This is a genomic window from Parabacteroides faecis (genome assembly GCF_014647375.1).
In the GTDB taxonomy this organism is placed as follows: domain Bacteria; phylum Bacteroidota; class Bacteroidia; order Bacteroidales; family Tannerellaceae; genus Parabacteroides; species Parabacteroides faecis.
Genome location: NZ_BMPB01000018.1, coordinates 58,931 through 81,872, shown reverse-complemented (window position 1 = coordinate 81,872; position 22,942 = coordinate 58,931). Strand labels below are relative to the sequence as shown.

At 42.3% G+C, this 22,942-nt stretch carries 20 protein-coding genes and 2 tRNA genes; 10 read left to right on the top strand and 12 right to left on the bottom strand.

Going from position 1 to position 22,942, the window contains the following annotated elements:
- Positions 1-193 precede the first annotated feature (193 nt).
- Positions 194-859, top strand: a complete 666-nt coding sequence (locus IEY67_RS23280; RefSeq protein ID WP_122353116.1) for a 3-keto-disaccharide hydrolase — start codon at positions 194-196, stop codon at positions 857-859.
- A 41-nt stretch (positions 860-900) separates the two neighbouring features.
- On the opposite strand, the gene argB is transcribed toward IEY67_RS23280, so the two are convergent.
- Positions 901-1,674, bottom strand: a complete 774-nt coding sequence (argB, locus tag IEY67_RS23275; RefSeq protein WP_183670629.1) for an acetylglutamate kinase — start codon at positions 1,672-1,674, stop codon at positions 901-903.
- A gap of 70 nt (positions 1,675-1,744) precedes the next feature.
- On the opposite strand from argB, the gene IEY67_RS23270 reads away from it, so the two are divergent.
- The 8 genes from IEY67_RS23270 (at position 1,745) to IEY67_RS23235 (ending at position 6,496) form a co-directional block, all read left to right on the top strand.
- Positions 1,745-1,817: transfer RNA gene (locus IEY67_RS23270), tRNA-Gly, on the top strand.
- A gap of 216 nt (positions 1,818-2,033) precedes the next feature.
- A complete protein-coding gene (nhaD, locus tag IEY67_RS23265; RefSeq protein ID WP_122353090.1) occupies positions 2,034-3,464 on the top strand; it encodes a sodium:proton antiporter NhaD in 1,431 nt (476 codons plus the stop codon).
- A gap of 18 nt (positions 3,465-3,482) precedes the next feature.
- Positions 3,483-4,145 (top strand): MgtC/SapB family protein, encoded by a 663-nt coding sequence (locus IEY67_RS23260; RefSeq protein ID WP_122374155.1) that lies wholly within the window; start codon positions 3,483-3,485, stop codon positions 4,143-4,145.
- A 64-nt stretch (positions 4,146-4,209) separates the two neighbouring features.
- Positions 4,210-4,845 carry a DUF8491 family protein gene (locus tag IEY67_RS23255; protein WP_122353088.1) on the top strand — a complete coding sequence of 212 codons (636 nt, stop codon included), beginning with the start codon at positions 4,210-4,212 and terminating at the stop codon, positions 4,843-4,845.
- An 11-nt stretch (positions 4,846-4,856) separates the two neighbouring features.
- On the top strand, positions 4,857-5,213 hold the full coding sequence (locus tag IEY67_RS23250; RefSeq protein WP_122374154.1) for an arsenate reductase family protein: 357 nt from the start codon (positions 4,857-4,859) through the stop codon (positions 5,211-5,213).
- A gap of 8 nt (positions 5,214-5,221) precedes the next feature.
- Positions 5,222-5,536, top strand: coding sequence for a cupin domain-containing protein (locus IEY67_RS23245; RefSeq protein WP_122374153.1), 315 nt, complete (start codon positions 5,222-5,224; stop codon positions 5,534-5,536).
- Positions 5,537-5,557: 21 nt separating this feature from the next.
- Positions 5,558-5,908 (top strand): DUF3795 domain-containing protein, encoded by a 351-nt coding sequence (locus IEY67_RS23240; RefSeq protein WP_183670631.1) that lies wholly within the window; start codon positions 5,558-5,560, stop codon positions 5,906-5,908.
- A gap of 12 nt (positions 5,909-5,920) precedes the next feature.
- Positions 5,921-6,496 carry a uracil-DNA glycosylase family protein gene (locus IEY67_RS23235; protein ID WP_122374151.1) on the top strand — a complete coding sequence of 192 codons (576 nt, stop codon included), beginning with the start codon at positions 5,921-5,923 and terminating at the stop codon, positions 6,494-6,496.
- A 41-nt stretch (positions 6,497-6,537) separates the two neighbouring features.
- On the opposite strand, the gene IEY67_RS23230 is transcribed toward IEY67_RS23235, so the two are convergent.
- The 6 genes from IEY67_RS23230 to IEY67_RS23205 all read right to left on the bottom strand — a co-directional run bounded on the left by IEY67_RS23230 (position 6,538) and on the right by IEY67_RS23205 (position 16,050).
- Positions 6,538-7,776 (bottom strand): hypothetical protein, encoded by a 1,239-nt coding sequence (locus tag IEY67_RS23230; protein WP_199673247.1) that lies wholly within the window; start codon positions 7,774-7,776, stop codon positions 6,538-6,540.
- 77 nt (positions 7,777-7,853) lie between these two features.
- On the bottom strand, positions 7,854-9,281 hold the full coding sequence (locus IEY67_RS23225) for a RagB/SusD family nutrient uptake outer membrane protein (protein WP_122374150.1): 1,428 nt from the start codon (positions 9,279-9,281) through the stop codon (positions 7,854-7,856).
- 12 nt (positions 9,282-9,293) lie between these two features.
- Positions 9,294-12,518, bottom strand: a complete 3,225-nt coding sequence (locus tag IEY67_RS23220) for a TonB-dependent receptor (protein ID WP_221267786.1) — start codon at positions 12,516-12,518, stop codon at positions 9,294-9,296.
- Positions 12,519-12,726: 208 nt separating this feature from the next.
- Positions 12,727-13,710: a FecR family protein gene (locus IEY67_RS23215; protein ID WP_122374149.1), complete on the bottom strand. Its 984-nt coding sequence runs from the start codon at positions 13,708-13,710 to the stop codon at positions 12,727-12,729.
- 103 nt (positions 13,711-13,813) lie between these two features.
- Positions 13,814-14,434 (bottom strand): RNA polymerase sigma-70 factor, encoded by a 621-nt coding sequence (locus IEY67_RS23210; RefSeq protein WP_229801182.1) that lies wholly within the window; start codon positions 14,432-14,434, stop codon positions 13,814-13,816.
- Positions 14,435-14,547: 113 nt separating this feature from the next.
- Positions 14,548-16,050, bottom strand: a complete 1,503-nt coding sequence (locus IEY67_RS23205) for a glutamine synthetase family protein (RefSeq protein WP_183670633.1) — start codon at positions 16,048-16,050, stop codon at positions 14,548-14,550.
- A 186-nt stretch (positions 16,051-16,236) separates the two neighbouring features.
- Here IEY67_RS23205 and IEY67_RS23200 point away from each other — a divergent pair.
- Positions 16,237-16,309: transfer RNA gene (locus tag IEY67_RS23200), tRNA-Trp, on the top strand.
- A 54-nt stretch (positions 16,310-16,363) separates the two neighbouring features.
- Here the strand turns inward: IEY67_RS23200 and IEY67_RS23195 are convergent.
- The 5 genes from IEY67_RS23195 to IEY67_RS23175 all read right to left on the bottom strand — a co-directional run bounded on the left by IEY67_RS23195 (position 16,364) and on the right by IEY67_RS23175 (position 22,613).
- Entirely contained in the window at positions 16,364-17,548 is a 1,185-nt protein-coding gene (locus IEY67_RS23195; protein ID WP_122374148.1) for an ABC transporter permease, read from the bottom strand.
- Positions 17,532-18,716 (bottom strand): ABC transporter permease, encoded by a 1,185-nt coding sequence (locus IEY67_RS23190; protein ID WP_122353081.1) that lies wholly within the window; start codon positions 18,714-18,716, stop codon positions 17,532-17,534. Before IEY67_RS23190 ends, IEY67_RS23195 begins: the two co-directional genes overlap by 17 nt.
- A gap of 13 nt (positions 18,717-18,729) precedes the next feature.
- Positions 18,730-19,722, bottom strand: coding sequence for an HlyD family secretion protein (locus IEY67_RS23185; protein WP_183670635.1), 993 nt, complete (start codon positions 19,720-19,722; stop codon positions 18,730-18,732).
- 167 nt (positions 19,723-19,889) lie between these two features.
- Positions 19,890-21,323: a TolC family protein gene (locus IEY67_RS23180; RefSeq protein ID WP_183670636.1), complete on the bottom strand. Its 1,434-nt coding sequence runs from the start codon at positions 21,321-21,323 to the stop codon at positions 19,890-19,892.
- A gap of 72 nt (positions 21,324-21,395) precedes the next feature.
- Positions 21,396-22,613, bottom strand: coding sequence for an MFS transporter (locus IEY67_RS23175; protein WP_183670638.1), 1,218 nt, complete (start codon positions 22,611-22,613; stop codon positions 21,396-21,398).
- Between the last annotated feature and the right edge of the window lie 329 nt (positions 22,614-22,942).

Genomic DNA, 22,942 nt, shown 5'->3' with positions numbered 1-22,942 from the left:
AGACTCCAGCCTTTACGAAACAAAAGTAATAAAATAAAAGAAAAAGACAATAGAAAACTATACTTTTTACTTTTACCCCCTTAGTTTGCTATTAATCAAAAGCTCGGATTAAAATATCAACCTTTTTTCTCACTTATTGAAACAGATTATCTATCTTTGGAATCCTAATTTATTTTATATTAAAATCAATAACATGAAACGACTTTTTTATTTCTCAATTCTCTTTCTGGGTATCATCAGTACCCTCAGTGTTTCTGCTTCCGACAACAAATGGAAACCTTTATTCGGCGAAAACCTTTCCGATGCCAGCTACAACCCGGAGGTCTGGAGTATGACAGACGGTGTACTTGCAGCCGTTCAGGACGAATCTATCTGGACAAAGACCGAATATGAAAATTTTGAACTGGATCTGGATTTCAAAACCGATGTAGGAACTAATAGTGGTGTCGTTATATATTGCACAGACACCAAAGACTGGATTCCCAACTCCGTAGAAATACAGATTGCCGACGACCATTGTGAAAAATGGGGTAATGGAAAACCGTATGAAAAATGCGGAGCCATTTACGGTCATTTAGGTGCCAAGAAAGATAAAGTGGTAAAAAAACCCGGTGTATGGAATCACATGCGCATTAGATGTGTCGGACAACGCATAAATGTAATACTGAATGGTAAGAAGGTAACGGAAATGGATATGAGTAAATGGACTTCCGGAACGGTAAATCCGGATGGAAGCGAAATCCCGAGTTGGTTACCCAAACCTTTTGCTGAACTTCCGACAAAAGGATATATCGGATTACAAGGAAAGCATGGTGACTCTCTGATCTGGTTCCGCAATGTAAAAGTAAGAAGTTTATAATAAGAAAGAGGAAAGCTAAATCGGCTTTCCTCTTTTTATTTTCAATATACCTTTGTTCCTTTTCCCTGATGAATTTCTGATGCTTGTGTAATGATAACTTCTTTCACTCCGGCATCGATAGCCTGGAAAGAGTTTTCCAGTTTCGGGATCATACCTCCCTGTATCACGCCCTCTTCTACCAGTTGTTTAAAAGCAGCACGGTCTAATTCCGGGATAACGCTCTCATCATCATTCTCATCTCTCAGCACTCCTTTTTTCTCAAAACAGAATACCAAAGTCACATCAAAATGCTTTGCCAGTGCTTTTGCAGCCTCTCCGGCAATCGTATCGGCATTCGTATTCAGCATATGTCCTTGCTTGTCATGGGTTAACGGAGCCAACACCGGAACAATTCCCTGGTGAATAAGAGAAGCCAGTAAATCGGCATTCACTTCTTTCACATCTCCCACGAAACCATAGTCGACCTCAGCAACCGGGCGTTTCTCTGAACGCATCAAATTCATATCGGCCCCGGTCAAGCCCAGTGCATTTACATTTAAAGCCTGCAAACCGGCAACAATATTCTTATTAACCAGACCGCCGTACACCATTGTTACGACTTTCAGCGTTTCGGCATCCGTCACTCTGCGTCCATTCACCATTTTACTTTCGATACCCAGCTGCCCGGCTAATTTAGTTGCAGAGCGTCCTCCACCATGTACCAGCGCCTTAAAACCTTCTATTTGAGAGAAATCACGAAGCAAATTTTTCAAAGTTTCTTCTTCTTCTACAATTTTCCCGCCGACCTTGATAAGCGTAAGCTTTTCTTTCTTCATATTCGATAAAATATTTTTGCGTCAAAGTTACTAAAAAAAGAAAAGATTTAATACTTTTGCATCGTTCAACGCGGTAGTAGCTCAGTTGGTAGAGCATTAGCTTCCCAAGCTAAGGGTCGTGGGTTCGAGTCCCATTTACCGCTCACAATCAAATAGGAGGAAAACGAAGCTGTTTTCCTCCTATTTTTTTGTAAGCATCCGACATAATACAAGCATTCGAATATTCCATCCGTTCAATACAGTCTATCTCCAAATAGCGCAGGTCAATAAAAACAATTCATTCCAAATGAGTGTTAGTTGTATATTATTCCTACATTTGCAACAGTTAACTAAAATTAAAAAGAAAAAGAAGAATTGCTATGTTGACAGTAATGATTTTTGTTTTTTTAATTGGATATCTATGTATCGCTTTAGAGCATCCATTAAAAGTAAACAAAGCCGGAACAGCCTTATTAACAGGCACTATACTTTGGGTTTTATACACATTTGCAGCGCCAGATCTGATCCCACTCGCTTCTGCGGAAGAGTTCAAAGAGTTTTTGAATGCTTATCCTGCCATAGCAGAACTTCCCTTCGTGGAACAATGCACCCGTTTTGTCGTAGAACATCAGGTACTGGACAGTATTGGAGAAATTGCAGAGACATTGATCTTTCTGATCGGTGCTATGATCACTGTCGAGTTGATAGATGCCCACGGAGGTTTCATGTTTATTACAAACCGCATTACAACCAATCAAAAAAAGAAATTATTACTATTGATCGCAGGTATCACTTTCTTCATGTCTGCCATACTCGATAACCTGACTACCTCCATCGTTATGGTTATGCTAATGCGGAAACTACTTGGCAACTACAAAGAACGCTGGGTATTCGGCAGCGTTATTATTATCGCAGCAAACAGCGGCGGCGCCTGGTCACCTATCGGAGACGTGACAACGATCATGCTTTGGGTAAGAGGAAATATATCTTCTTCCTCAACCATTCCTCATCTGATTTTACCGAGTCTGGTATCGGCTTTGGTTCCCGTATTGATCATGATGCGCTTTTTACACGGAAAAGTCACTCCCCCCAATGCATTCGTCGATAATGAAAATAACGAATTGCTGAAAGAATTAAGAACAAAAGAAAAATTATCCATATTAGTATTGGGTATATTATGTCTCATATTCGTACCTATATTTAAAACAGTCACTCATTTACCTCCATTCATGGGGATCCTGATGGGAGTCGGTATTTTATGGGTATACACAGAATTAATGTATAGACGGAATATCGTAAATGAAGATATAAAGTTACGCCTGTCCAAAATAGTCCGCCGGATAGACGGGGCTACATTATTATTTTTCCTCGGAATCCTTCTGGCAGTCGATGCCCTCCGTTGCAGTGGCGTACTGACTGATTTTGCATTCTGGCTGGATGAAACAGTAGGAAATGTATATGCAGTTAACCTGATCATCGGAACATTATCGGCAGTCGTAGATAACGTACCGCTGGTAGCCGGAGCGATCGGTATGTACCCGGTAGCGAATGAGGCTATGATCGCTACGGCCGCAGACCCGGCTTACATGGCAAACTTCGTTATGGACGGAACTTTCTGGCAATTCCTGGCCTATTGTGCCGGTGTCGGTGGAAGCATGCTGATCATCGGTTCGGCAGCCGGTGTCGTTGTTATGGGGCTCGAACGTATCAATTTTATTTGGTATCTCAAAAATATTTCGTTACTTGCACTACTCGGATATTTGGCAGGAGCAGGAGTTTATATTCTTCAACATGTAATATTGGGATTATAATAAAAGGAGGACACTAGTATGTTATGGGATTTTATTCTGAGATTATTCATTGCAGGTATTCTCGGAGCCGTAGTTGGTCTCGACCGGGAATACAGGGCTAAAGAGGCCGGCTATCGTACACACTTCCTCGTATCGCTGGGAAGTGCCCTGATCATGATCGTGTCTCAATATGGTTTCCAGCAAATTATACAGGAAAGTAGCGTATCACTCGACCCGAGCCGTGTAGCAGCACAGGTGGTAAGCGGTATCGGTTTCATCGGGGCCGGAACGATTATCATACAAAAACAGTTTGTACGCGGTCTGACCACTGCTGCCGGAATATGGGCTACAGCCGGGATCGGGCTTGCGATAGGTGCCGGAATGTATGGCATCGGTGTTGCAGCGACTATCCTGACGTTAATGGGATTAGAATTGTTAAGTTACATCTTTAAAAGTCTGGGAATGAAAAGCTCGATGATCATTTTCTCCACCAATGAGAAAGAGATCATAAGCAAAGTAACGCATGTGCTGAACGACAAAGGCTATTTACTTATCTCCTATCAAATGGAAAAAGTCAGTCATTCAGATGTGGATACTTTCATTGTCACACTGGTCATTAAAGCCAAGAAAAGTACGGATGATAACCAATTATTGCTCTTTATGGAAGAAATTCCGGAAGTAACTATCGAGAGAATTGAATAGAATGGCTGAAACGGGGACAAGTTTTAGTATATTTGTCCCCGTAATCATTATATAACAAATACACATGAACATAATTTCTAAACTTTTCAAGAAAGAAAAAGAGGAAACAGAAGCATCGTCAAAAGGTAGCGTAGAAGAATTTGTATCGCTTATCCGCGTTTATTATCAAGCCGTAATGGCCGTTCAACTGGGTATTACCAATATCAATATGCTATCGGATATGGCCCTTTTTAAACGGATGCTGAAAATCCCGACACAAAATAACAAACCAGGTATTGCTGAAAAGTCACGGGTCCGTAAGATACTGATGCAAGACTACGGTATGAAAGAAAGTTTCTTCAAAGAAATAGATGCGTCGGTAAAAAAGAACTGCAAGTCGCAGAACGATATCAAATCGTACTTTTTCCTTTTCCAGGGATTCTGTAACGATCTGTTCTCTTTGCTGGACAATCTGATGCAATGGAAATTCCGTTTCTCCATGTTGGTAAAAAAGCTGTTATACAACCAAACGGCGAAAACGATTCATGAGATCGTAACCCGTTCGGAATGGAAAGAGGTCAGCGTTCAGAAAACGGCATGGAGCATCCGTAAATACAAAGAAACATTAGGCTATTCGGAAGAATGGATGACGGATTTTGTTTACAATGTCGTCCTGTTAGCCAAAGAAGATGCTAAGAACCAGCGTAAGAAAGACAAATAAATTCAAGAAATATGAAATATCTATTTTTAGAATATCCTAAATGCGGAACCTGCCGGAATGCAAAGAAATGGCTGGATGAACACAAGGTTTCTTACGAAGACCGGCATATCATCGATCAGAATCCATCTGTCGAAGAATTGACCGAATGGATAGAACGCAGCCAATTACCATTGAAGAATTTCTTTAATACGAGTGGATTGGTCTATAAAGCAATGCAGTTGAAAGACAAATTGCCGTCCATGAGCGAAAAAGAGCAGATCGAATTGCTGGCTTCCGATGGAAAACTGATCAAACGCCCTTTGCTGGTGAGCGAAAACCAGGTTCTGGTCGGTTTTAAAGTTGCGGAATGGGAAGAATCCGTTAAATAGCAAAGTATATGAAAGAGTTCATCACCCCTCCGGATCATATTCATTTCCTGGCAAAAAAGCTATTTGCAGACTGCGGGGAAATTATCGACGGTTCTATTGCCTATCTGGAAAAAGGCGGTGGTGGACCTGCTTCTTTACATACTCACGAGCATAATCATCTGTTCATTGTGGTCAGCGGGCAAGCCAGAGTTGAACTCGATGGCGAGGTCAGGATTGTAGATGCAAACGAATCGTTTCTCGTAAATGGCCATATTCCCCATTCGGTATGGAATAATATCGACGGTACGACGGTCATGATCGGTATTTCTGTAAAAGCTAAATAATCATCTTATCTGTCATAGTATATGGAAAACCTTACGTATCAACCAAGTGCGGAATATGTTGCTGCTTGCGGACTATATTGCGGTGCCTGCCGTAAATTTGTAAAAGGAGAATGTCCCGGATGCAAAGCGAATAATAAAGCGGAATGGTGCAAAATACGGGCTTGCAACATTGAACACAATTGTAAGAGTTGTGCCGATTGCACAATCAGTTCGATCGACGAATGCAAGAAGTTCAACAACTTCATTGGAAAAATATTTTCTATCCTCTTCCGCTCCGACCGTTCGGCCTGCATCAGAAGAATACAGGCAATAGGCTATGATGCCTTTGCAGAAGAGATGCATACAAAAAAACAACAAACTATAAAACGATAATTTTATACCCCGATGGTTTCTGAATTACACCCGTTAGGCTTCTTCCTTCCCGAGCAGACCAAACTGCTGATGCTGGGTAGTTTTCCACCTCCCATGCCACGTTGGTCCATGAATTTCTACTACCCGAATATCCAGAATGACATGTGGCGTATTCTCGGATTGCTATTCTATAATGACAAGGAATACTTCCTGGAAAGCAGAAAAGCGTTCAGCGAAGAAAAGGCCAAGCAGTTCTGTCTGGAAAAAGGGATCGGTATCGGTGATACGGCTATGGAGATCATCCGGTTAAAGAACAATGCTTCCGACAACTTCCTGCAAGTCATCAAACCGATTAACCCGGAAGAAGTCTTATCGCAAATACCGGCATGCAAAGCGATTGTCGTTACAGGACAGAAAGCGATGGATACACTCCTGTCGGTTCTACCTCCGACAGAAGAGCCAAAAGTCGGCAGCTACTCGACTTTCACCTTACTGGACCGGACATTCAGATTGTACCGGATGCCATCATCCTCACGCGCTTATCCCAAACCGCTGGAAGAGAAAGCGGCGGTTTACAGGGGTATGTTTGAGGAACTTGAAATGCTTTAAAATACAATGATCGTATCTTTTGCGAGATACGATCATCGATTTCAACGTTCACTGGCTTTCCAATAAGCAGCAACATGAAAGATAATTCCACAACCAGATAAATGGGAATAATCCATAGCAGACATGACATCATGTAAAATGCTTTTTTCATCATTTGCCAATACAGGATCGTTTGCCATAAAAACAACCAATGCAGACTCTCCCGCTTCTCTCACAATATGCCAGATATTCCGATATTCACCCCAGCGAGGAATCCTGTATCCATTTTGCGTATGCCATTCTTTTACAAATCTCCAGTCGGGTCCCAGCATAGACAATTCGGTTTTATCAATTTTATTTATTTCTTTCAGGCAATAAACAGAACGCTCAAAAGCTAATTTACCAACTCTTTCAATAAGCTTATGCAATCGTTGCTGTAACGAAGGTTCTGTTTCCAAATCTGACAACAAATCAAATGAATACATCATTTGAAGATATACATAAGCAGAATAATTGTTCCCTATCCTTTCCGATTGTTCAATAGCCTCATGTATATAACTCCTATACAGATCATAATATTTCCTGTTTTGAGTGACATGCCATGCCGCAGCATAAAACATCGGTAAACGCGCAGCTTCATGAGGGGCAACATTCCACATCCGACAAATACCTAAAGGACATTGTTTCCCATCGGCCCGCAAAAAGTCATAATTATTATCCGATACGACATTCTTATGCATTCTTTCGGCAATATCTGCCAGAATAGAACAGACAAGTTGTTTCCCGTCCTCATCGGCCAACGGACTGTCATAATATTTCCATAATCCATGTACACAATGGGTATATTGATCTCTGGAAGAGTTATAATAAAAACTTTTACCATCTTCCGTACAAACACCACGAGCAACAAAACCTGTAAAACCCGGTATTAAAGAACAACGTTTCAGACCATCCAATAATTGGGATGCACGTTCTTTCAGGTCCTCTTCCTTTGTTTGTCCGTATATATCGGCCAGTGTCCCCAACATAGTTCCCGTCAGAATCACACAATCTTCCATACCCGTTCCATATCCACACGGATTCGGATATTGCCGGTTAACCTCCTCCCGGGTCGGCAAATGAGACAGTTCCTTTCCTTTTTCATAACTACTTATATAGTCATAAAAAAGATGTGTACCGGTATCATAAAACCGTTTCCATGATGCCGCCCATGCCTCTTCAATAACTGAATAATCAAGTACCTTTTCTCCTTTTACTGTCAGTGGTAAAAAGAAAAAAACAACTAAAAATAAGCTTCTCATTCTATTTCTTTTATAATCAAGGTATACCAAACTCTAACCTAAACGATAAAGAAGATATTCAGCATACCTTAACAAGGTTAATAACCCGGATTCTGATCCTTCACCGGATCAATAGCCTTATTATAGTTAGTCTCTATAACCGGAATAGCCCAAAGAAGCATAGAGGTATCCAAATCTATCCCTTCTGACATCTTTATGGTTTCAACAGCTTTTTCTGTCCGCAACAGATCCAGCCACCTTTTACATTCCAGAATCATTTCATATCCTCTCTCCTGAAGTACCAGTTCAGAAAATGAGTTAACATTGTAATCTGATAATTTGAAATCCACCGGAGATTCTATTTCCGAGTTATAACCATATCCACGGCGATGTACCTTATTCACACATTCCATTACTTCTGCCGTAGGTCCGCCATTTGCCCAATTGGCAGCTTCCGCATAAATCAACAACACTTCGGGATAACGATAGATCGGCCAGTCATTTGAGGAACCGGTCGTACCGTTCGGATCGATATATTTCTTGAAAAGCATCGTATTATCTCCTAAACCGATATCCCAGAGATAAAAATTATGCTGTTTTCTCAAATCTCTATCATCCCAATTTTTATAAAAATAATTATTGGTTGTCGAATAAAAAGAATACCAGTTATTACCATAAGGCTTATAACCATCTCCGTTTATATGGAAAAAGTTCATCAGTTCCCATCCCTTCTGATCCGTATATTTAAAATAGAAAATTTCTTCTGAGGTAGTCAGGATATCGGCGCCATATATCTTTTCAAAATCATCCGGTTCTGAAACCTGTACCAAAGAATATTTACCTGAATCAATAACCTCTTTTGCCTTATCACGGGCATTCTCCCATTTTTTTAATGTCAGATACACATCAGCCAGCAAGGTTTTTGCCGTCCATTTGGAGGGAGTCCCCAATAAGCGAGGATTATCCGGTAAATGCTCTTCCGCATATTCCAGATCACTAAGGATCAGCTCATAGATATCTTCAACCGATGCTCTGGGAAGCTCGATAACATCCATCGTTTCCTCTGTACGAAGAGGTACTCCAGCCCATAAACGTACCAATGCAAAATAATCGAAAGCTCTCAGGAATTTTGCCTCAGCCATAAACTGCGCTTTCTTTTCTTCCGATATTTTAGTTCCGCCAGGTGTATTTTTGATAACCACATTTGCATTTCGGATCGATAAATAAAGTGCAGTCCACACATGCCCCATATTAGTAATATTAGCAGTACTGAAACCCTTGTACTCGCTGATAGTTGCCAAACTGCCTTTTCCGTAAACATTATCCGGACACGCTTCCAGCAATGTAAAATAAGATGTAAATTTACTACCGTGTATCGGCTCATATACTCCATTTAAGGCAGCAGCTATTTCTTCAGCCGTATTATAAAACGTTTCACTGGCGATTGCCTTGGGATTTTCCTCCAGCATATCATCGCACCCGGAGAAAAACATCAAAACGATTATTGTATATATAAAATTTCTCATCGTATTAAATATTTAAAATGATAACTTAGCTCCAACAGTAAATCCTTTTGTTGTAGGATATGAATAATAATCTATCCCCTGGTTCATAGAAGCCCCTCCTCCTTTCGAGTTTACTTCCGGATCCCACCACGGATATTTTGTTATGGTTAACAAATTCTGACCGCTTATATAGACCTGTCCCCGTTTCAACCAGTTTATACCTAATTTATTGACCGGTATATTATAGGCTAATTTTATATTCTTCAAACGGAGATACGAACCGTTATAGACGAAATTATCCGCCATTTTAGTTGATATCACATTATCTACAGCCGGATATTTGGCATTCGTATGATCAGGAGTCCAGTGATTATAAAAGACTTCTTCCAATGCATTATATCCCAGATAAGTCTTATAATTCTGGGTAATCATGCTAAAACCATAAATATCATTTCCCTGTGATCCCTGAATAAAGAAACTCAACTCAAAATTTTTCCAGGACATGTTAGATGTCAACCCATAAATAAAATCAGGATTCGGATCACCGATAATTGTCTTATCATCTTCCGAGATACTGCCATCCTTGTTATTATCCTTATACACAAAATGCCCTTTCTCATCGAAACCATCTGTCTGATACCCATAGAAAATACTCATAGGCAAACCTTCACGAAGCAGATTCACATAATCATTCGCTACTATTAAGTTATATGTCGTACCCTGCACATCCTGCCCTTCATACAGTTTGACAACCTTATTACGGTTAAAGGATATATTTGCCGACACATTCCACTTAAAGTCATTGTCCAGGATATCAGCATCTACCTGAAATTCAAAACCTTTATTCCTGATTTTCCCTATATTTTTAACCGTCGTCGTATATCCCAAAGAAGCCGGTAACTGAACGGTATTCAGCAAATCACGTGTATTCTTCAGATAATAATCGGCGGTCAAACGCAAGCGGTTATTGAAAAAACCAAGATCTAACCCAATATCCGTCTGAGAGGTTGTTTCCCATTTCAAATCACTCGGCAAACGGGTTCCCGGGGCATAATAAGTATATAAAGCATCATCAAAACTCACCTTTCCGGAAGACAACATATCCAGTGTATAATACGGATTAATGGCAGTACTACCCGTTTGTCCGTATCCGATCCTTAACTTTCCGTTAGAGATAAAAGGGAGATCTTTCATAAAACCTTCCTCCGAGAAACGCCAGGCCAATGCCCCGGAAGGAAAATATCCCCATTTATTTCCTTTGCTGTAGCGGGAAGAGCCATCCGCCCTAAAACTTACCGTTGCCAAATATTTCCCTTTATAAGAATAATTGAAACGTCCCAGCCAGGACAATAAAGTCCAGTCCGTATAAGAAGAAGACGGAGTATTTATCGTAGTTGCAGACCCCAGATCATATGAACCTGCCGCATCACTCAAAAAACCGGATCCGGATGCACTCAACGACTTACCGGTATATTTTTCATAAGTAAAAGCCCCTGTTGCTGTAATCGAATGATCTTTATCGATCGTTTTGTTATAAGTCACGATGTTATCGCTATTTATAGTCAGACCGTTACTGGTCGAAATCCCCGCTGATCCAGACGAATTAGGATATTCCACTCCTGTGTAATTATCCAGACGGGTATCGGTATTCGACACGTTTCCGGATATTTTTATCGACAGACCTTCGATCGGTTTATACGTCAGTGCGATATTCGCCATTACTTTATTATCGATCTGCTTTTTGGAGACCTCATTGAAATAAGCGATCGGATTAATCAGATTATCCGGGCTAAAGGGATAAATTCCATTTAGCAAACGGTATTGCCCGTCCTCCATATAAGGACCGACTGTAGGGGTTGCAGAAAGAGCCGACAATAGTATATTTTCCTCATCCGTCAGCGATTGTGCGGTTCTACTTAATATTGAATTATATGATATTGAGAATTTTTTATTTATTTCGTGATTAATGTTCGCTCTTAAGACGATCCTTTGGTAATCATTATTTTTGATAACTCCCTCTTGATTATAGAAACTGGCTCCTACAGCAAACTGAGTCTTTTCATTTCCTCCGTTCACCGTCAATGAATGATCTTGCACGGGAGCAGAACGGAAAATTAAATCCTGCCAGTCCGTTCCCTTCCCAAAACCTGCGATATCGTTTTGGGAGAAATACTTTTCACCTTTAGTATTTTCCCAAAAGAGATTATAGTAATTAGCATATTCGGTGGCATCCATCAGCTCCAGTCTCTTTCTAACGGTCTGTATGCTGTAACTACCTTCATAGTCGACACTGACTCTCCCCTCTTTTGCCTGCTTAGTTGTCACGATGATGACACCATTCGCTCCACGGGAACCGTAAATAGCGGTTGCCGACGCATCTTTTAAGACTTCGACACTTTCTATATCCGAAGAGTTTATCATACTCTGATCACCGGGAAAGCCATTTATGATCCATAACGGTTCGTTATTGCCGGAAATAGAATTGGCTCCTCTGATTCGTATCTGCATATTGGCTCCGGGAGCACCGGAGTTTTGTTGTATCTGTACTCCTGGTATCCTACCTTGCAAAGCCTGCGATATATTATTTGTAGGAAGATCCATGATCGCACTACTTTTCACAGAAGCGACAGAGCCTGTCAGGTCCGACTTCTTCACAGTTCCGTAACCGATAACAACCACTTCATCCAACTGCTTGTTACTTTCCTCCAATGATATTTTTATATACGATTCACCTTTTATCTGCAATTCCTGCGACAAAAAACCGATATAAGAAACCAGAAGCGAAGACCGGTCATCCACGGTCAAAGAAAATTTTCCATCCAGATCTGTGATCGTCCCATTAGTCGTCCCCTTCTCCACAACATTGGCACCGATAATAGGGTCTCCGTTCGGATCTGTCACAATTCCGGTAATACGCTTTTGTTTCTGTACCTGCCTTTGTGGTTCCGCCGACTTATCCTTTTTATAAATAATAATGTGTTTTTCATCAATGGTATAAGCCAAATCCTGTCCGTACAACAATTGAGTCATTACTTCCCGGATATTCTTGTGATCGATCTTCACTGAAACTTTCTTGAAAAGATCAATCTCTTCATTCCGATACCAAAATGAAAAATCAGATTGTTTCTTCACTGCATCCAGAGCCTCCTGCAAAGTGACACCTTGCAGATTAAGCGATATTTCCGCTGTCTGGGAATAACTAACCGATGCAAATGTGCAGAAAGTGGTCAACAAACATAGTACTACGGTTACTTTCATGATATTAAATACTTTTTTTAGCAGACTAATAGGCACAGTCTGCCCTTGGTTTGGAGATAATTTCATATTTTTGTAAATGATTTTAGGTTTGTAATTTTGTTGCTAAAGATTTCAGACTAAAGTCTTTTGATCGGGAGATGTTGGTAGCATCTTCCGATTTTTTTTACATTCTATTTCTCATAGGCATATTATTAAAGTTATTATTCATTTATTTCTCACTGATATAAACCTGATTTCCTTCAATTTTATAATGTATACGTTTATCCAGAGTCATGATGCGTAATATTTGTTCCAGATTCTCTCCCCGCACAAAGTCACCCGTAAAAACGGTATTCTTCAATTTATCTGAAGCAATATGTATATGTACATTAAAATTTCTCTCCAACTGTTTGGCTATACTCTCAAAAGTCAGGCCGTCGAAATAGAATTTTCCATCCTTCCAGGCCGTATGGAAATTCAGATCCACTTCCCGCTTGTTGCTTGTTTCAGTTACTTTATCAAAACAGGCGAGTTGCCCGGGTTGTAAACGGATATTCTGTTTTTCCTTCTTCCATCCGACATCGACGCATCCTTCCGCCAATGTCACTTCTACAAATCTATCATCGTCGTAAGCCTTTACATTGAATTTAGTTCCCAGTACCTTCACTTTAACATCTCCCGTTTTTACATAGAACGGACGTTTACTATCGTGGACTACCTCAAAAAAGGCTTCACCGCGAACTCTTACCTCACGTTCGGACTTAACAAATGCCGTCGGATATATCAACGTTGTCCCTGCATTCAGTATCACCTTACTCCCATCCGGCAAAGTAACGGTCGATTTCATTCCCAAAGGATTCGATAATTCTATCGGTTGGCTATTCAGTTGTTTATACCCCTGCTGAAAAGATAAATAACCGGTCATTCCCACTAAAATAGCTATTGAAGCAGCTACAGAAACAATTTTCAGCCACACTTTACGGCGAATAGCCTTATCTATTTTCTTGTTGAGACGAAGTAAGATCGTGCTACGCATCTCTTCTCCTTTGGCTATCACGCGGGGAGATAGTTCTATACTGTTTAGTAGCCCGAGCAATTTCTCATGATCAGGATGTGATGCCGACCATTGTTCCAGTAATTTCCGGTCTTCTGACGATAAATCATTTATCAATCCATCACTTATACGATCTATACTGTTCTTCTGTTTTTCCATATTTTCCACTTATTACTTAAAGGAGGAGGTATAAGCGGATTTCGTTTAAAAGAAAAGTGACTTTTTTTGATATTTTCTCAAGAAAAGCGATAAATAGCTATCATTAAGCAATATACATCAGTAACAAAGAAAATGTAATATCCGGGAAATGAGGTTTCAAACTGGCAACAATCTTATCGATAGCTATTTTCATCTGTACACGGACTGTACTTTCATTAATGGAAAGCCTTTCGGCTATCTCTTTAGGCTTCAAACCTTCCTGTCTCGCCAATAAAAAGATCAAACGACATTTTTCCGGTAATTCATCGATCACCCGGTTCAATATCCTCTCCATTTCCTCCATCAACAACTTATCTTCAGGAGATTCATTCTCCCTGGCTGTCAGTTGAAGAGTAGTATCTTCCAACAAGACAAAACGAGACTTTGAACTTCGGCTCAGGTATCGGGTTGCTTCATTGCGGACTGTGACAAACAGATAGGTTTCAATATTCTCAATATCCTTTAGTTTCAGTCGTGATTGCCAGATAGAAAAGAATGTTTCAGCCACAACCTCACGACAAGCTTCGGTATCTTTCAGAAAATAATATGAGAAACGGAATATCTGATCATAATACAGATCATAAAACATATTAAATGCCAGCCGATTATCATCCGCCACCATTTTCAAAAGCGTCTTTATATCTATTGCTCCCGTCTTCAACTCATCTCCTTTCTGTTTCTGCAAACGTAGCAAAAATATTTTAAGAGGAAATACTTCAGTACAGATTTATACAAAAATGGCCGATAGAATCCTTTCATACCAACAGGATCTCTACCGGCCATTTCGGAATAATTATCTTATCCGCAATGGAAATAAGTCTTCACCAACCGGAGCATTCCTTCAGGATCATTTTTCAAATCATCACGAAGGGTAAAGTCGTTATACGAAGTCAGTTTTTTGATAATACCATCGATCATGCTCGGACTGAACACATTGTATTTTTCATAGACAGCACGCTGCTTCTGCAGACGTTGAGCGGATGCAGCACAACTGTCGGGAAGCTGATCCAATGTCTGCAAACGATCCCTATTTTCCTCCTGGTGGATATTTACATTTACATAAGTCTTTTCTGCAATATCCAACGCATTGTCAATCTCAAATCCATGACGGCAGGCCACAGCCAAACCGGCTAATAACTGGTACAGATCGGCTGAACCGTCCGGCGAACGCATTTCGACCGTCTGTTTCTGTGTCGTATCATAATGGCTTTCCGACTCCAGTGGGTTAGCCAACACGCACATATCCTTCTTTGCCGCCCATCCCAGAGGTACACGGACCAATACCGAACGGTTCCGGTCGCCCCAGCAGACATTTGTCGGAGCTTCCTGATGAGGTACCAGACGGAAATAAGAAGTCGGATTCGTATTACCAAATGCAGTGATAGACGGAGCCAACTCCATCATACCGGCAATCGCTTTACGGGCTGTTTCAGACAAAACACCACCCGCCAGCATCTGGTTCTTACCGTCTTTCATTATACGCATATGGACATGTAATCCTGATCCGGCCTTTCCAACTGTGATCTTAGGGGCAAAGGTGATATCCAAACCATAATCGTAAGCCAGATTACGGATCACCCATTTAGCGACCATCAACTGGTCGGCGGCATCTTCTACTTTGGTCGGCAGAAACTCGATCTCGTTCTGCTCATATATCTTTCCGTTCAATGTAAAGTTGCCGACTTCGGAATGACCATATTTGATCTGTCCGCCGGTCTGGGCTATATACAGCATACATTGTGTGCGGAATTCATTGAATTTGGCAAATGGTCCGGATTCATGATATCCGCGCTGGTCAGTAGCCGGGAACAATTCTTCTTCCTCAGCGATCACGTAATATTCCAGTTCACCCATTGCCTGAAATTCCATACCCGTCACTTCCGTAAACGCCTTGCTGGCCTTGTGTAAGGTATATTCGGGAGAGCTTTCCAGGGGTTCGCCATCCTTGTTGAAGAAAGAGCAAAGCATCGTTACGGTCGGTAATTCGGCAAAAGGATCGACAAAAGCCGTCCGGAAGCGGGGGATAACATACAAGTCGCTGCTACCAGCTTCGATGAAAGAGAACAAGCTCGATCCGTCGACACGCTCACCGCAAGTAAGGATTGCATTCAGGTAAGCCGCATTATTAATAACGAAATTCAATGTTTTCAGACGCCCGTCTCCTGCCGGATACATAAAATTGACCATCTTGATTCCTTTTTCGCGGATGAAAGAAATAATGTCCGCTTTTGTAAACTCAGATGAAGGTTTTTGCAAGAATTCGACCAAAAGATTCGAATTCATTTCTAATTCGTTTTCCATATTCTGTTGATTGTTTTTGTACAGTATAGATTTAAATACATTTTCTATAATGCTTTCAAAGATAAAAAAAGAAATTACGGTAGCTTCGTTTTCCTTCAATTTTATCGGCTAAGAAAAAATACTGAAGTACTTTTTTTCCGAAAGTCTTGCATATTAAAAATAAAAACCTACCTTTGCACCCGCAATACGGAAGTAGCTCAGTCGGTAGAGCACTGGTCTCCAAAACCAGGTGTCGGGAGTTCGAGCCTCTCCTTCCGTGCAAAAGCGATACAAATTGTATCGCTTTTTTGTTTTTCAACTCTTCCTGACAGCATCAACGATACGCTTTCCTTATATTATACCGGTATGCCAGGCATGCCAGCACAAAGTAAACGGCGCACTGAACCCATAAAGTGACATATTCCGTATGGATCTCTGCTATGGAAGCGCCCATCGAATTCAATTTGACATACGCCAACGTTGCCGGGGCAGCCGGGATCAGAAAATGCGACATCTTCCAGTACCAGGGCATCAATTCCAGCGGATAAGATACCCCCGACAGGAAGATCAACCCGACAGAGAAAAAAGCGATCATCAGCAAAGGAGCATCCGAATCTGTAAAGAAGACGGAAACCGACAAGCCGAAGAAACTGCTCGCCATCAGAAACGGGATCAGCAACATAATGATATTCCATACATTCCCGATATCCGGCAGGTCAAAGATCAACGGGATCAGCCCCAACAGGAACAGCGAGAAGATTGCATACAACATCATATAAACAAATGTCTTCCCTGTCACCAGTCTTGCCGCCTGCCCGAACGAAGGACGGTTTCCCCGCAACAACCGGAATTGGCGTTCTTCCCCGCTGACCATTCCGATCACCATCAATAATGTCTGGAACATAATGACGATCAGTACGGCAGGTATCAGGTAAGTCCCATACCCCTCCGTATAATTGTACAAAGCCGTCCCCGCCACACTGATCGGCTTTGCTACCGAAAGCTGCGCCGCATCCTGACTGGGAAGAAAGACAACCATTTCAGGACGGAAACGGTCGTTGAGTGCCAGCATCGAACCCGCCGATGCTTCCTGTATCGACAGATAATAAAGGAAAGCACTCGTCGTCTCATACATAATAAAAATCGATTCGTCACCGCGTGAAACCCGGTCGGTAAAGTCATACGGCAGATACAAGATACCGGCCGCCTCATCACGTTTCATCAACTCCTGTGCCTGGGGAAAATCCTCACCGGTAGCTATCACATCGACCTGCGGTGTAGCATTCAGCAAACGGATATACTCGCGGCTCAACTCCGTTTTTGAATTATCCACCACTACGACCGGAACATTACGGACCACGTCGGGAGCATACATATAATTATATAGCAGACCGTACATAAATATCCCCCCCATCAACACCAGCACAATGGCAAAACTACCCGAAATAGTCTTGAATTCGTTCAGGATAATGGAGGATATATTATTCAGTCCTGCTTTTATGTTATTTGATATTTTCATACTTATGACTTAAAATTGCACTTTTTAAATGCGGTACCATCCCGAATGCAACCAGGATAAAACAGAATAATGCACTGAAATTCCACCAGGTATAGGCAAATCCATAATCACCATACAAAAGATTCTGATTGATCTCCACGAAATGACGTACCGGAAACAGGAACGAAGTGTAATAGACCGGAGCATACATGGATGGGGCCGGAAAAGTTACACCCGACAAGGTTGCTCCCAACGACCCGACCATCGACACGATACTGATAATGATACTGATTGCCGGAAAAATGGAGAAAAGGAATACGGCCAATGCCTGCGAGGCGATCACAAACAGGATCGAAGTCAGGTTCAGAGGCCAGAATCCGCACGAGAAAGGAATATTCATTATACCGAACATGACATAATTTCCCAAAATGCTCATCAGGGAAAAGATAATGGTATAAGGTAATAATTTTCCGAAAAGCGCCGTCACCATATTCATCTTCGCCGTTGCCAGCCATTCATCACCGGTACGGAACTTTATTTCACTACCTACCGCATAGACCGTCGTCAGCAAGATGATTACCTGGAAGAAAATAAAGAAAAACGGATTACTCAGATAAACGGAATAATCCAGATCCGGGTTGAACAACGGATGGTTCTGTGCCCGGATGGGAACCAGGAAGGTGGATACTTCTTTCTGACTGATCCCCATAGCCGTTGCCTGCACCACAATCGGAGCCATTGAAAACGTGCGTAGCAAACTTTCAAAAGCACCCCTGACCTCTCCTCCGACACTCAGTAATGCATAATGGTAATAATAGGATAAAGTAGCTTGTCTCCCACCTGTCACGTCTTCTTCAAAACGGTTCGGAATCACCAGATAACCGTATATTTCTTTGGCTTGCGTCGCTTTCCGGGCAGTTTCGGCATCTACATAATGATGCGTGACACGGAAAGTCGGGACAGCTTCGACCTGGCGGATCAATTCGCGGGATAAAGCAGTCTGGTCCTGATCGACAATGGCTACCGGAATATTTTCCATTTGTCCGTTACCGAAGATCGTGGACATAAAGAAGATACAAAACAGCGGCAACACGATACAGACCCCGAAATAGAGCCTGCGTGAAACCATCCGGTGTAGTTCGCGTTGAAGCACATTGTAAAAAGGACTATGTTGTTTATTGGTACTCATAGACTATCCTCTATTACTGTTCTCCTAAATTAACCAGCACCGACATGCCCGGACGTAATCCGTCGACCGGTTTTACCGGGAGGGCATGGATCTCGAACGTTCTCAAATCGTAGCTACCTGTCTGTTTGGTCGATTTCCAGGTAGCGAAACTACCCAGCGGACTAACGTAATTGATCTTGAATTCGATATCATTCGTGGCAATCGCCGGAACATCGGCACGGAAAGTTCCACCCATCTTAAATAAGGGTAAGCGGTCTTCGCGAACATTCAATACGACATGCACATCATCCATTACCACCAGGTTCATGATCGGCATACCTGCACCGACCAGTTCACCGCGTTTCGGGAAAATAGTCGATATCTGTCCGGATTCGGGAGCAACCAGACGGGCATCCTGCAAAAGGGCCTCCACCTCGTTGACGGTTCCCTGGGCGGCAGTTACCAATGAACGGGCACTTTCCTTATCCTGTATCTGTGCCCCGTCGAGAGCCATCTGGTATTGACTGTGGCAGGCACGTTCGTTTGCTACAGCAGCGTTGTAAAGAGCCTCTACTTCATCTTTTCGCTGTGAAGTGACTACACTGTCCTTATAAAGGGCCTGGATACGGTCGTAGGTTGTTTTAGCCAGTTGCAGGTCTGATTTTGCTTTGTTCCAAAGCTGTTCGACAGTGGCGATGATTTGTTTACGCGTACCGTCGTCAATCTTCTGGTGCTGGTATTTGGCAATATCTTCGAGGGCATTCACCTGCTGGTATTTAGCCTGCGCTTCGGGACTGTTGATAACTACGAGTGTGTCACCCGCTTTCACGTTTTGCCCTTCTTTCACAAGGAAAGTATCTATTCTACCGGGCAACTTACCGGAGATGCGTATTTCGGTAGCTTCAATCTGTCCCTGGAGGACAACCGGTTTCTTTTTCAGCAACAGCATCCCGACGACAGATATGATTATTACGGCGATCAGTACCACTATAAAAGAGATCGTCAGATATTTCTTAGTCTTGTCCATAATTATTTATTTGTGTTTATTGTTAATTCAATATTTATCAGAATTGAATGTAGTGTCGTTGGTAGGGGCGGGGTCTGCCCGCCCCTCTCCATCGGTTGTTATATTATTGTCGCAAAGGGCGGGTAAACCCCGCCCCTACAAAACCTGTCATTTAGGTTCAATATTTTCTATATGATCTCCGTTGTTCCTTCCTGGCGATATTGCTGGAACGATTCCGGTATACCGCAGATCGACAGCAGGTTGATCAGTGCCACATCATACTGGTAATAGGCCAGCAGGAAAGCTGTCTTTACTTTTGAGAGCATGACTTCGGCATCGACCACTTCCGTAGAAGTAGCCATCCCTTCCTGAAAGGATTTCTGACGGATACGAACCAGTTCCTCACTCATTTCCAATGTTGTATTCAGCGCCTTTACATTATCGAGGGCATTCTGTAACTGGGTATAATATTTATCAACACCGACTTTCAACTCGGTAACGGCTTTATCCTTTCCGATCGCCAATGTCTGACTGGTCAGCCGTGCCTGCCGGATTTTCTTCTCCCGGTTCAAACCGTCGAAGATATTCCAGGTAAAACCGACCCCGATCATCGTACGGGGCATAAGATATTTATCCACACCATTCGAATAAAGTGTCTGTTTGCCGAACAAGGCAATGGTAGGCAAGTATCCGGTACGTCCGATCTTCAATTCGTTACCGGCAATATTCTCCTGTAGTTTCAACTGGTTGACCAGATAATTATTGACCGGAACCAATTCTTTGAAATAATCGGCTGAAGGAATATTTTCATTGATAAAAAGAGAGGTAGTCGTACTGATCTCGCTATCGGCATCGACATCTATCAGACTTTTCAATGCCTGTTGCGCCACCTCCAGGTCTTTGCGTGCCGATTCGAGTTCGCGTTTGGCCTCATCCATGCTCACCTGGGCAAAAAGACGTTCCGCCCGGTTAATCATCCCGTTATGTTCCAGTTTAAGAGCCTGGTCATAATGGGTTTTCAGCGAATTATAAGTAGCTTCTCTCACCGTCACGACCCGCTGGCCAAGACGCAGGCCGAAATAACATTCGATCAATTTCGATTGCTGGTCGGCGTTGACCTGCTCACGGTTTACTTCGGCGATACCGACCATCGTTTTCCCGATCTTATTGGCGAAAATACGTTTCCCTCCGGTGAAGACAGGCCAGGTCACACTGGCATCGATAGAAGTAATATTCTGTGAAATAAGCGGGAGTGTCAGCGTATTCTGGCCGATTTTATCCAGGATAGAAGAAATAAACTGGTCGTCGGGTAAAATGGAATGAACAAAATCCTTGGCAGGATCGGTAAACTGGTCCAGCGGTTGACGGACCTCGACCGGGTTCGACATGTGAACAAAGGCACCGGCTGCACCCACCGACGGATACCAGAACGAGTTGAGTTTCTGATGTTCGTTCTTTGCCAGTTCCACCTCCTTCCCTGCCATCCGGATACTCCGGTTTCCTTTCTGAAGCAGCTCCATCGACTGCTCCAGGCTCAGGTCGACCTTCGTTGTCTGAGCAGATGCTATGGCAGGAAAAAGGAATAGCAAGCCAATACTGAAATGCGTTAAGTTATTAATCATAAATACGTTTAAATTTAGTTTGAGCGAAATTTATGATTAATAACAACCCCTTCTCCGGGATTGTTCAGCGGGCTAACTTCCTTTTTGGGTCGCTTTCTTTAAGTCCGGTAAGAACCAGGTGACCAGTCCGATCAGCGGCATATAGGCACAGACATTATAGACAGTCTCAATACCGTAATGATCCGCCAGATTCCCCAGCACAGCCGAAGCGATCCCCGCCACCCCAAAAGCAAAACCGAAGAATAAGCCGGAAATAAGTCCCAGTTTATAAGGCAACAACTCCTGCGCATACACAAGAATAGCCGGAAATGCAGAGGATAATGTCAGACCGACACAAAAACTCAATACAGCTGTCAGATATAAACTATCCACATGCGGCATTATCAGTGAAAAAGGTGCCGCTCCCAGGATAGATGCCCAAATAACATATTTACGTCCCACCTTGTCACCTATCGGACCGCCCATCAATGTGCCGAGAGCAGTCGCGATCAGGAATACAAATAAGAACAACTGCGAAGATTGCACGCTCACCCCGAACTTCTCTATCAGGTAGAAAGTGTAGTAACTGTTGAGGCTCGCCATATAAATGTATTTGGAAAAGATCAGGATCAGCAGGATAGAGATGGAAAAAACAGTTTTCCCCAGCGACAAAGGCATTTCTACATGACGTTGGGATGTTCCTATGTCTTCCCGCTTAAACCGCTGAAGCAACCCTTTGTACCAACGCCCCACATAGGTCATGATAAGAATCGCGATAAAAGCCAGGATAGAAAAAAAAGCAATATGGCTTCGCCCGTAAGGAGCCACCAGGATAGCTACGAGCAACGGCCCTAATGATCCTCCAAGGTTTCCCCCCACCTGGAATAAAGATTGCGCCAGTCCCCTTTTCCCTCCGGATGCCAACGAAGTCAACCGCGAAGCCTCCGGATGGAATATCGACGAACCGACACCAATCAAAGCCACAGAACATAAAACCCAGGGTAAAGAATTTGCAAATGCCAGGCTAAGCAAACCGATCAGCGTAAAACTCATCCCGATAGGTAACGACCACGGAGACGGATGTTTGTCGAAATATAATCCGGTAAGCGGTTGAAACACGGATGCCGCCGATTGATAGACCAGCGTAATCAATCCGATCTGCGCAAATGTCAACGCTAAATCATCCTTAAATAGTGGATAAACGGCTGTGATAACAGACTGCAACGAATCATTTATACAATGTGAAATGCTTAATGCCACCAATATCCGGAAAGTAATACCACTAACCGGCTCTACTCTATTTTGTCCCATTTGTTAACCTTATTGCCTATTGGACCGCAAAATTACATATAAAAACAACGGATTACTAACATCGCCACTTTTTTATTTACAGATGAATTTACCGGGAAATACTGTATTTCTTTGTTTTTTCGAGTTGTAAAAAACTATCAATTAACATTTACATTTGTTTCTAAAAATTTCCCGCACGCCTTATTTCTCATAATCAGACTTTCAGTTTAGCCACTTTTTAACAAAACTTTTCTTTCAGTTCTTTTTGATTCTTTACGTAAATTGCCGTGAGCCAAATAGCCTTATAGTTGTTTTATCGTTGAACAACTAAATAAAAAACATGAATAATG

What these genes read in the sequence shown, in the direction of transcription:
- IEY67_RS23280 (WP_122353116.1), top strand. Translation starts at nt 194, where the DNA reads ATGAAACGACTTTTTTATTTCTCAATTCTCTTTCTGGGTATCATCAGT.
- IEY67_RS23240 (WP_183670631.1), top strand. Translation starts at nt 5,558, where the DNA reads ATGGAAAACCTTACGTATCAACCAAGTGCGGAATATGTTGCTGCTTGC.
- IEY67_RS23205 (WP_183670633.1), bottom strand. Translation starts at nt 16,050, where the DNA reads ATGGAAAACGAATTAGAAATGAATTCGAATCTTTTGGTCGAATTCTTG.
- IEY67_RS23225 (WP_122374150.1), bottom strand. Translation starts at nt 9,281, where the DNA reads ATGAGAAATTTTATATATACAATAATCGTTTTGATGTTTTTCTCCGGG.
- IEY67_RS23180 (WP_183670636.1), bottom strand. Translation starts at nt 21,323, where the DNA reads ATGATTAATAACTTAACGCATTTCAGTATTGGCTTGCTATTCCTTTTT.
- IEY67_RS23235 (WP_122374151.1), top strand. Translation starts at nt 5,921, where the DNA reads ATGGTTTCTGAATTACACCCGTTAGGCTTCTTCCTTCCCGAGCAGACC.
- IEY67_RS23195 (WP_122374148.1), bottom strand. Translation starts at nt 17,548, where the DNA reads ATGAAAATATCAAATAACATAAAAGCAGGACTGAATAATATATCCTCC.
- IEY67_RS23185 (WP_183670635.1), bottom strand. Translation starts at nt 19,722, where the DNA reads ATGGACAAGACTAAGAAATATCTGACGATCTCTTTTATAGTGGTACTG.
- IEY67_RS23255 (WP_122353088.1), top strand. Translation starts at nt 4,210, where the DNA reads ATGAACATAATTTCTAAACTTTTCAAGAAAGAAAAAGAGGAAACAGAA.
- IEY67_RS23175 (WP_183670638.1), bottom strand. Translation starts at nt 22,613, where the DNA reads ATGGGACAAAATAGAGTAGAGCCGGTTAGTGGTATTACTTTCCGGATA.
- IEY67_RS23260 (WP_122374155.1), top strand. Translation starts at nt 3,483, where the DNA reads ATGTTATGGGATTTTATTCTGAGATTATTCATTGCAGGTATTCTCGGA.
- nhaD (WP_122353090.1), top strand. Translation starts at nt 2,034, where the DNA reads ATGTTGACAGTAATGATTTTTGTTTTTTTAATTGGATATCTATGTATC.
- IEY67_RS23230 (WP_199673247.1), bottom strand. Translation starts at nt 7,776, where the DNA reads ATGAGAAGCTTATTTTTAGTTGTTTTTTTCTTTTTACCACTGACAGTA.
- IEY67_RS23215 (WP_122374149.1), bottom strand. Translation starts at nt 13,710, where the DNA reads ATGGAAAAACAGAAGAACAGTATAGATCGTATAAGTGATGGATTGATA.
- IEY67_RS23190 (WP_122353081.1), bottom strand. Translation starts at nt 18,716, where the DNA reads ATGAGTACCAATAAACAACATAGTCCTTTTTACAATGTGCTTCAACGC.
- argB (WP_183670629.1), bottom strand. Translation starts at nt 1,674, where the DNA reads ATGAAGAAAGAAAAGCTTACGCTTATCAAGGTCGGCGGGAAAATTGTA.
- IEY67_RS23245 (WP_122374153.1), top strand. Translation starts at nt 5,222, where the DNA reads ATGAAAGAGTTCATCACCCCTCCGGATCATATTCATTTCCTGGCAAAA.
- IEY67_RS23220 (WP_221267786.1), bottom strand. Translation starts at nt 12,518, where the DNA reads ATGAAAGTAACCGTAGTACTATGTTTGTTGACCACTTTCTGCACATTT.
- IEY67_RS23250 (WP_122374154.1), top strand. Translation starts at nt 4,857, where the DNA reads ATGAAATATCTATTTTTAGAATATCCTAAATGCGGAACCTGCCGGAAT.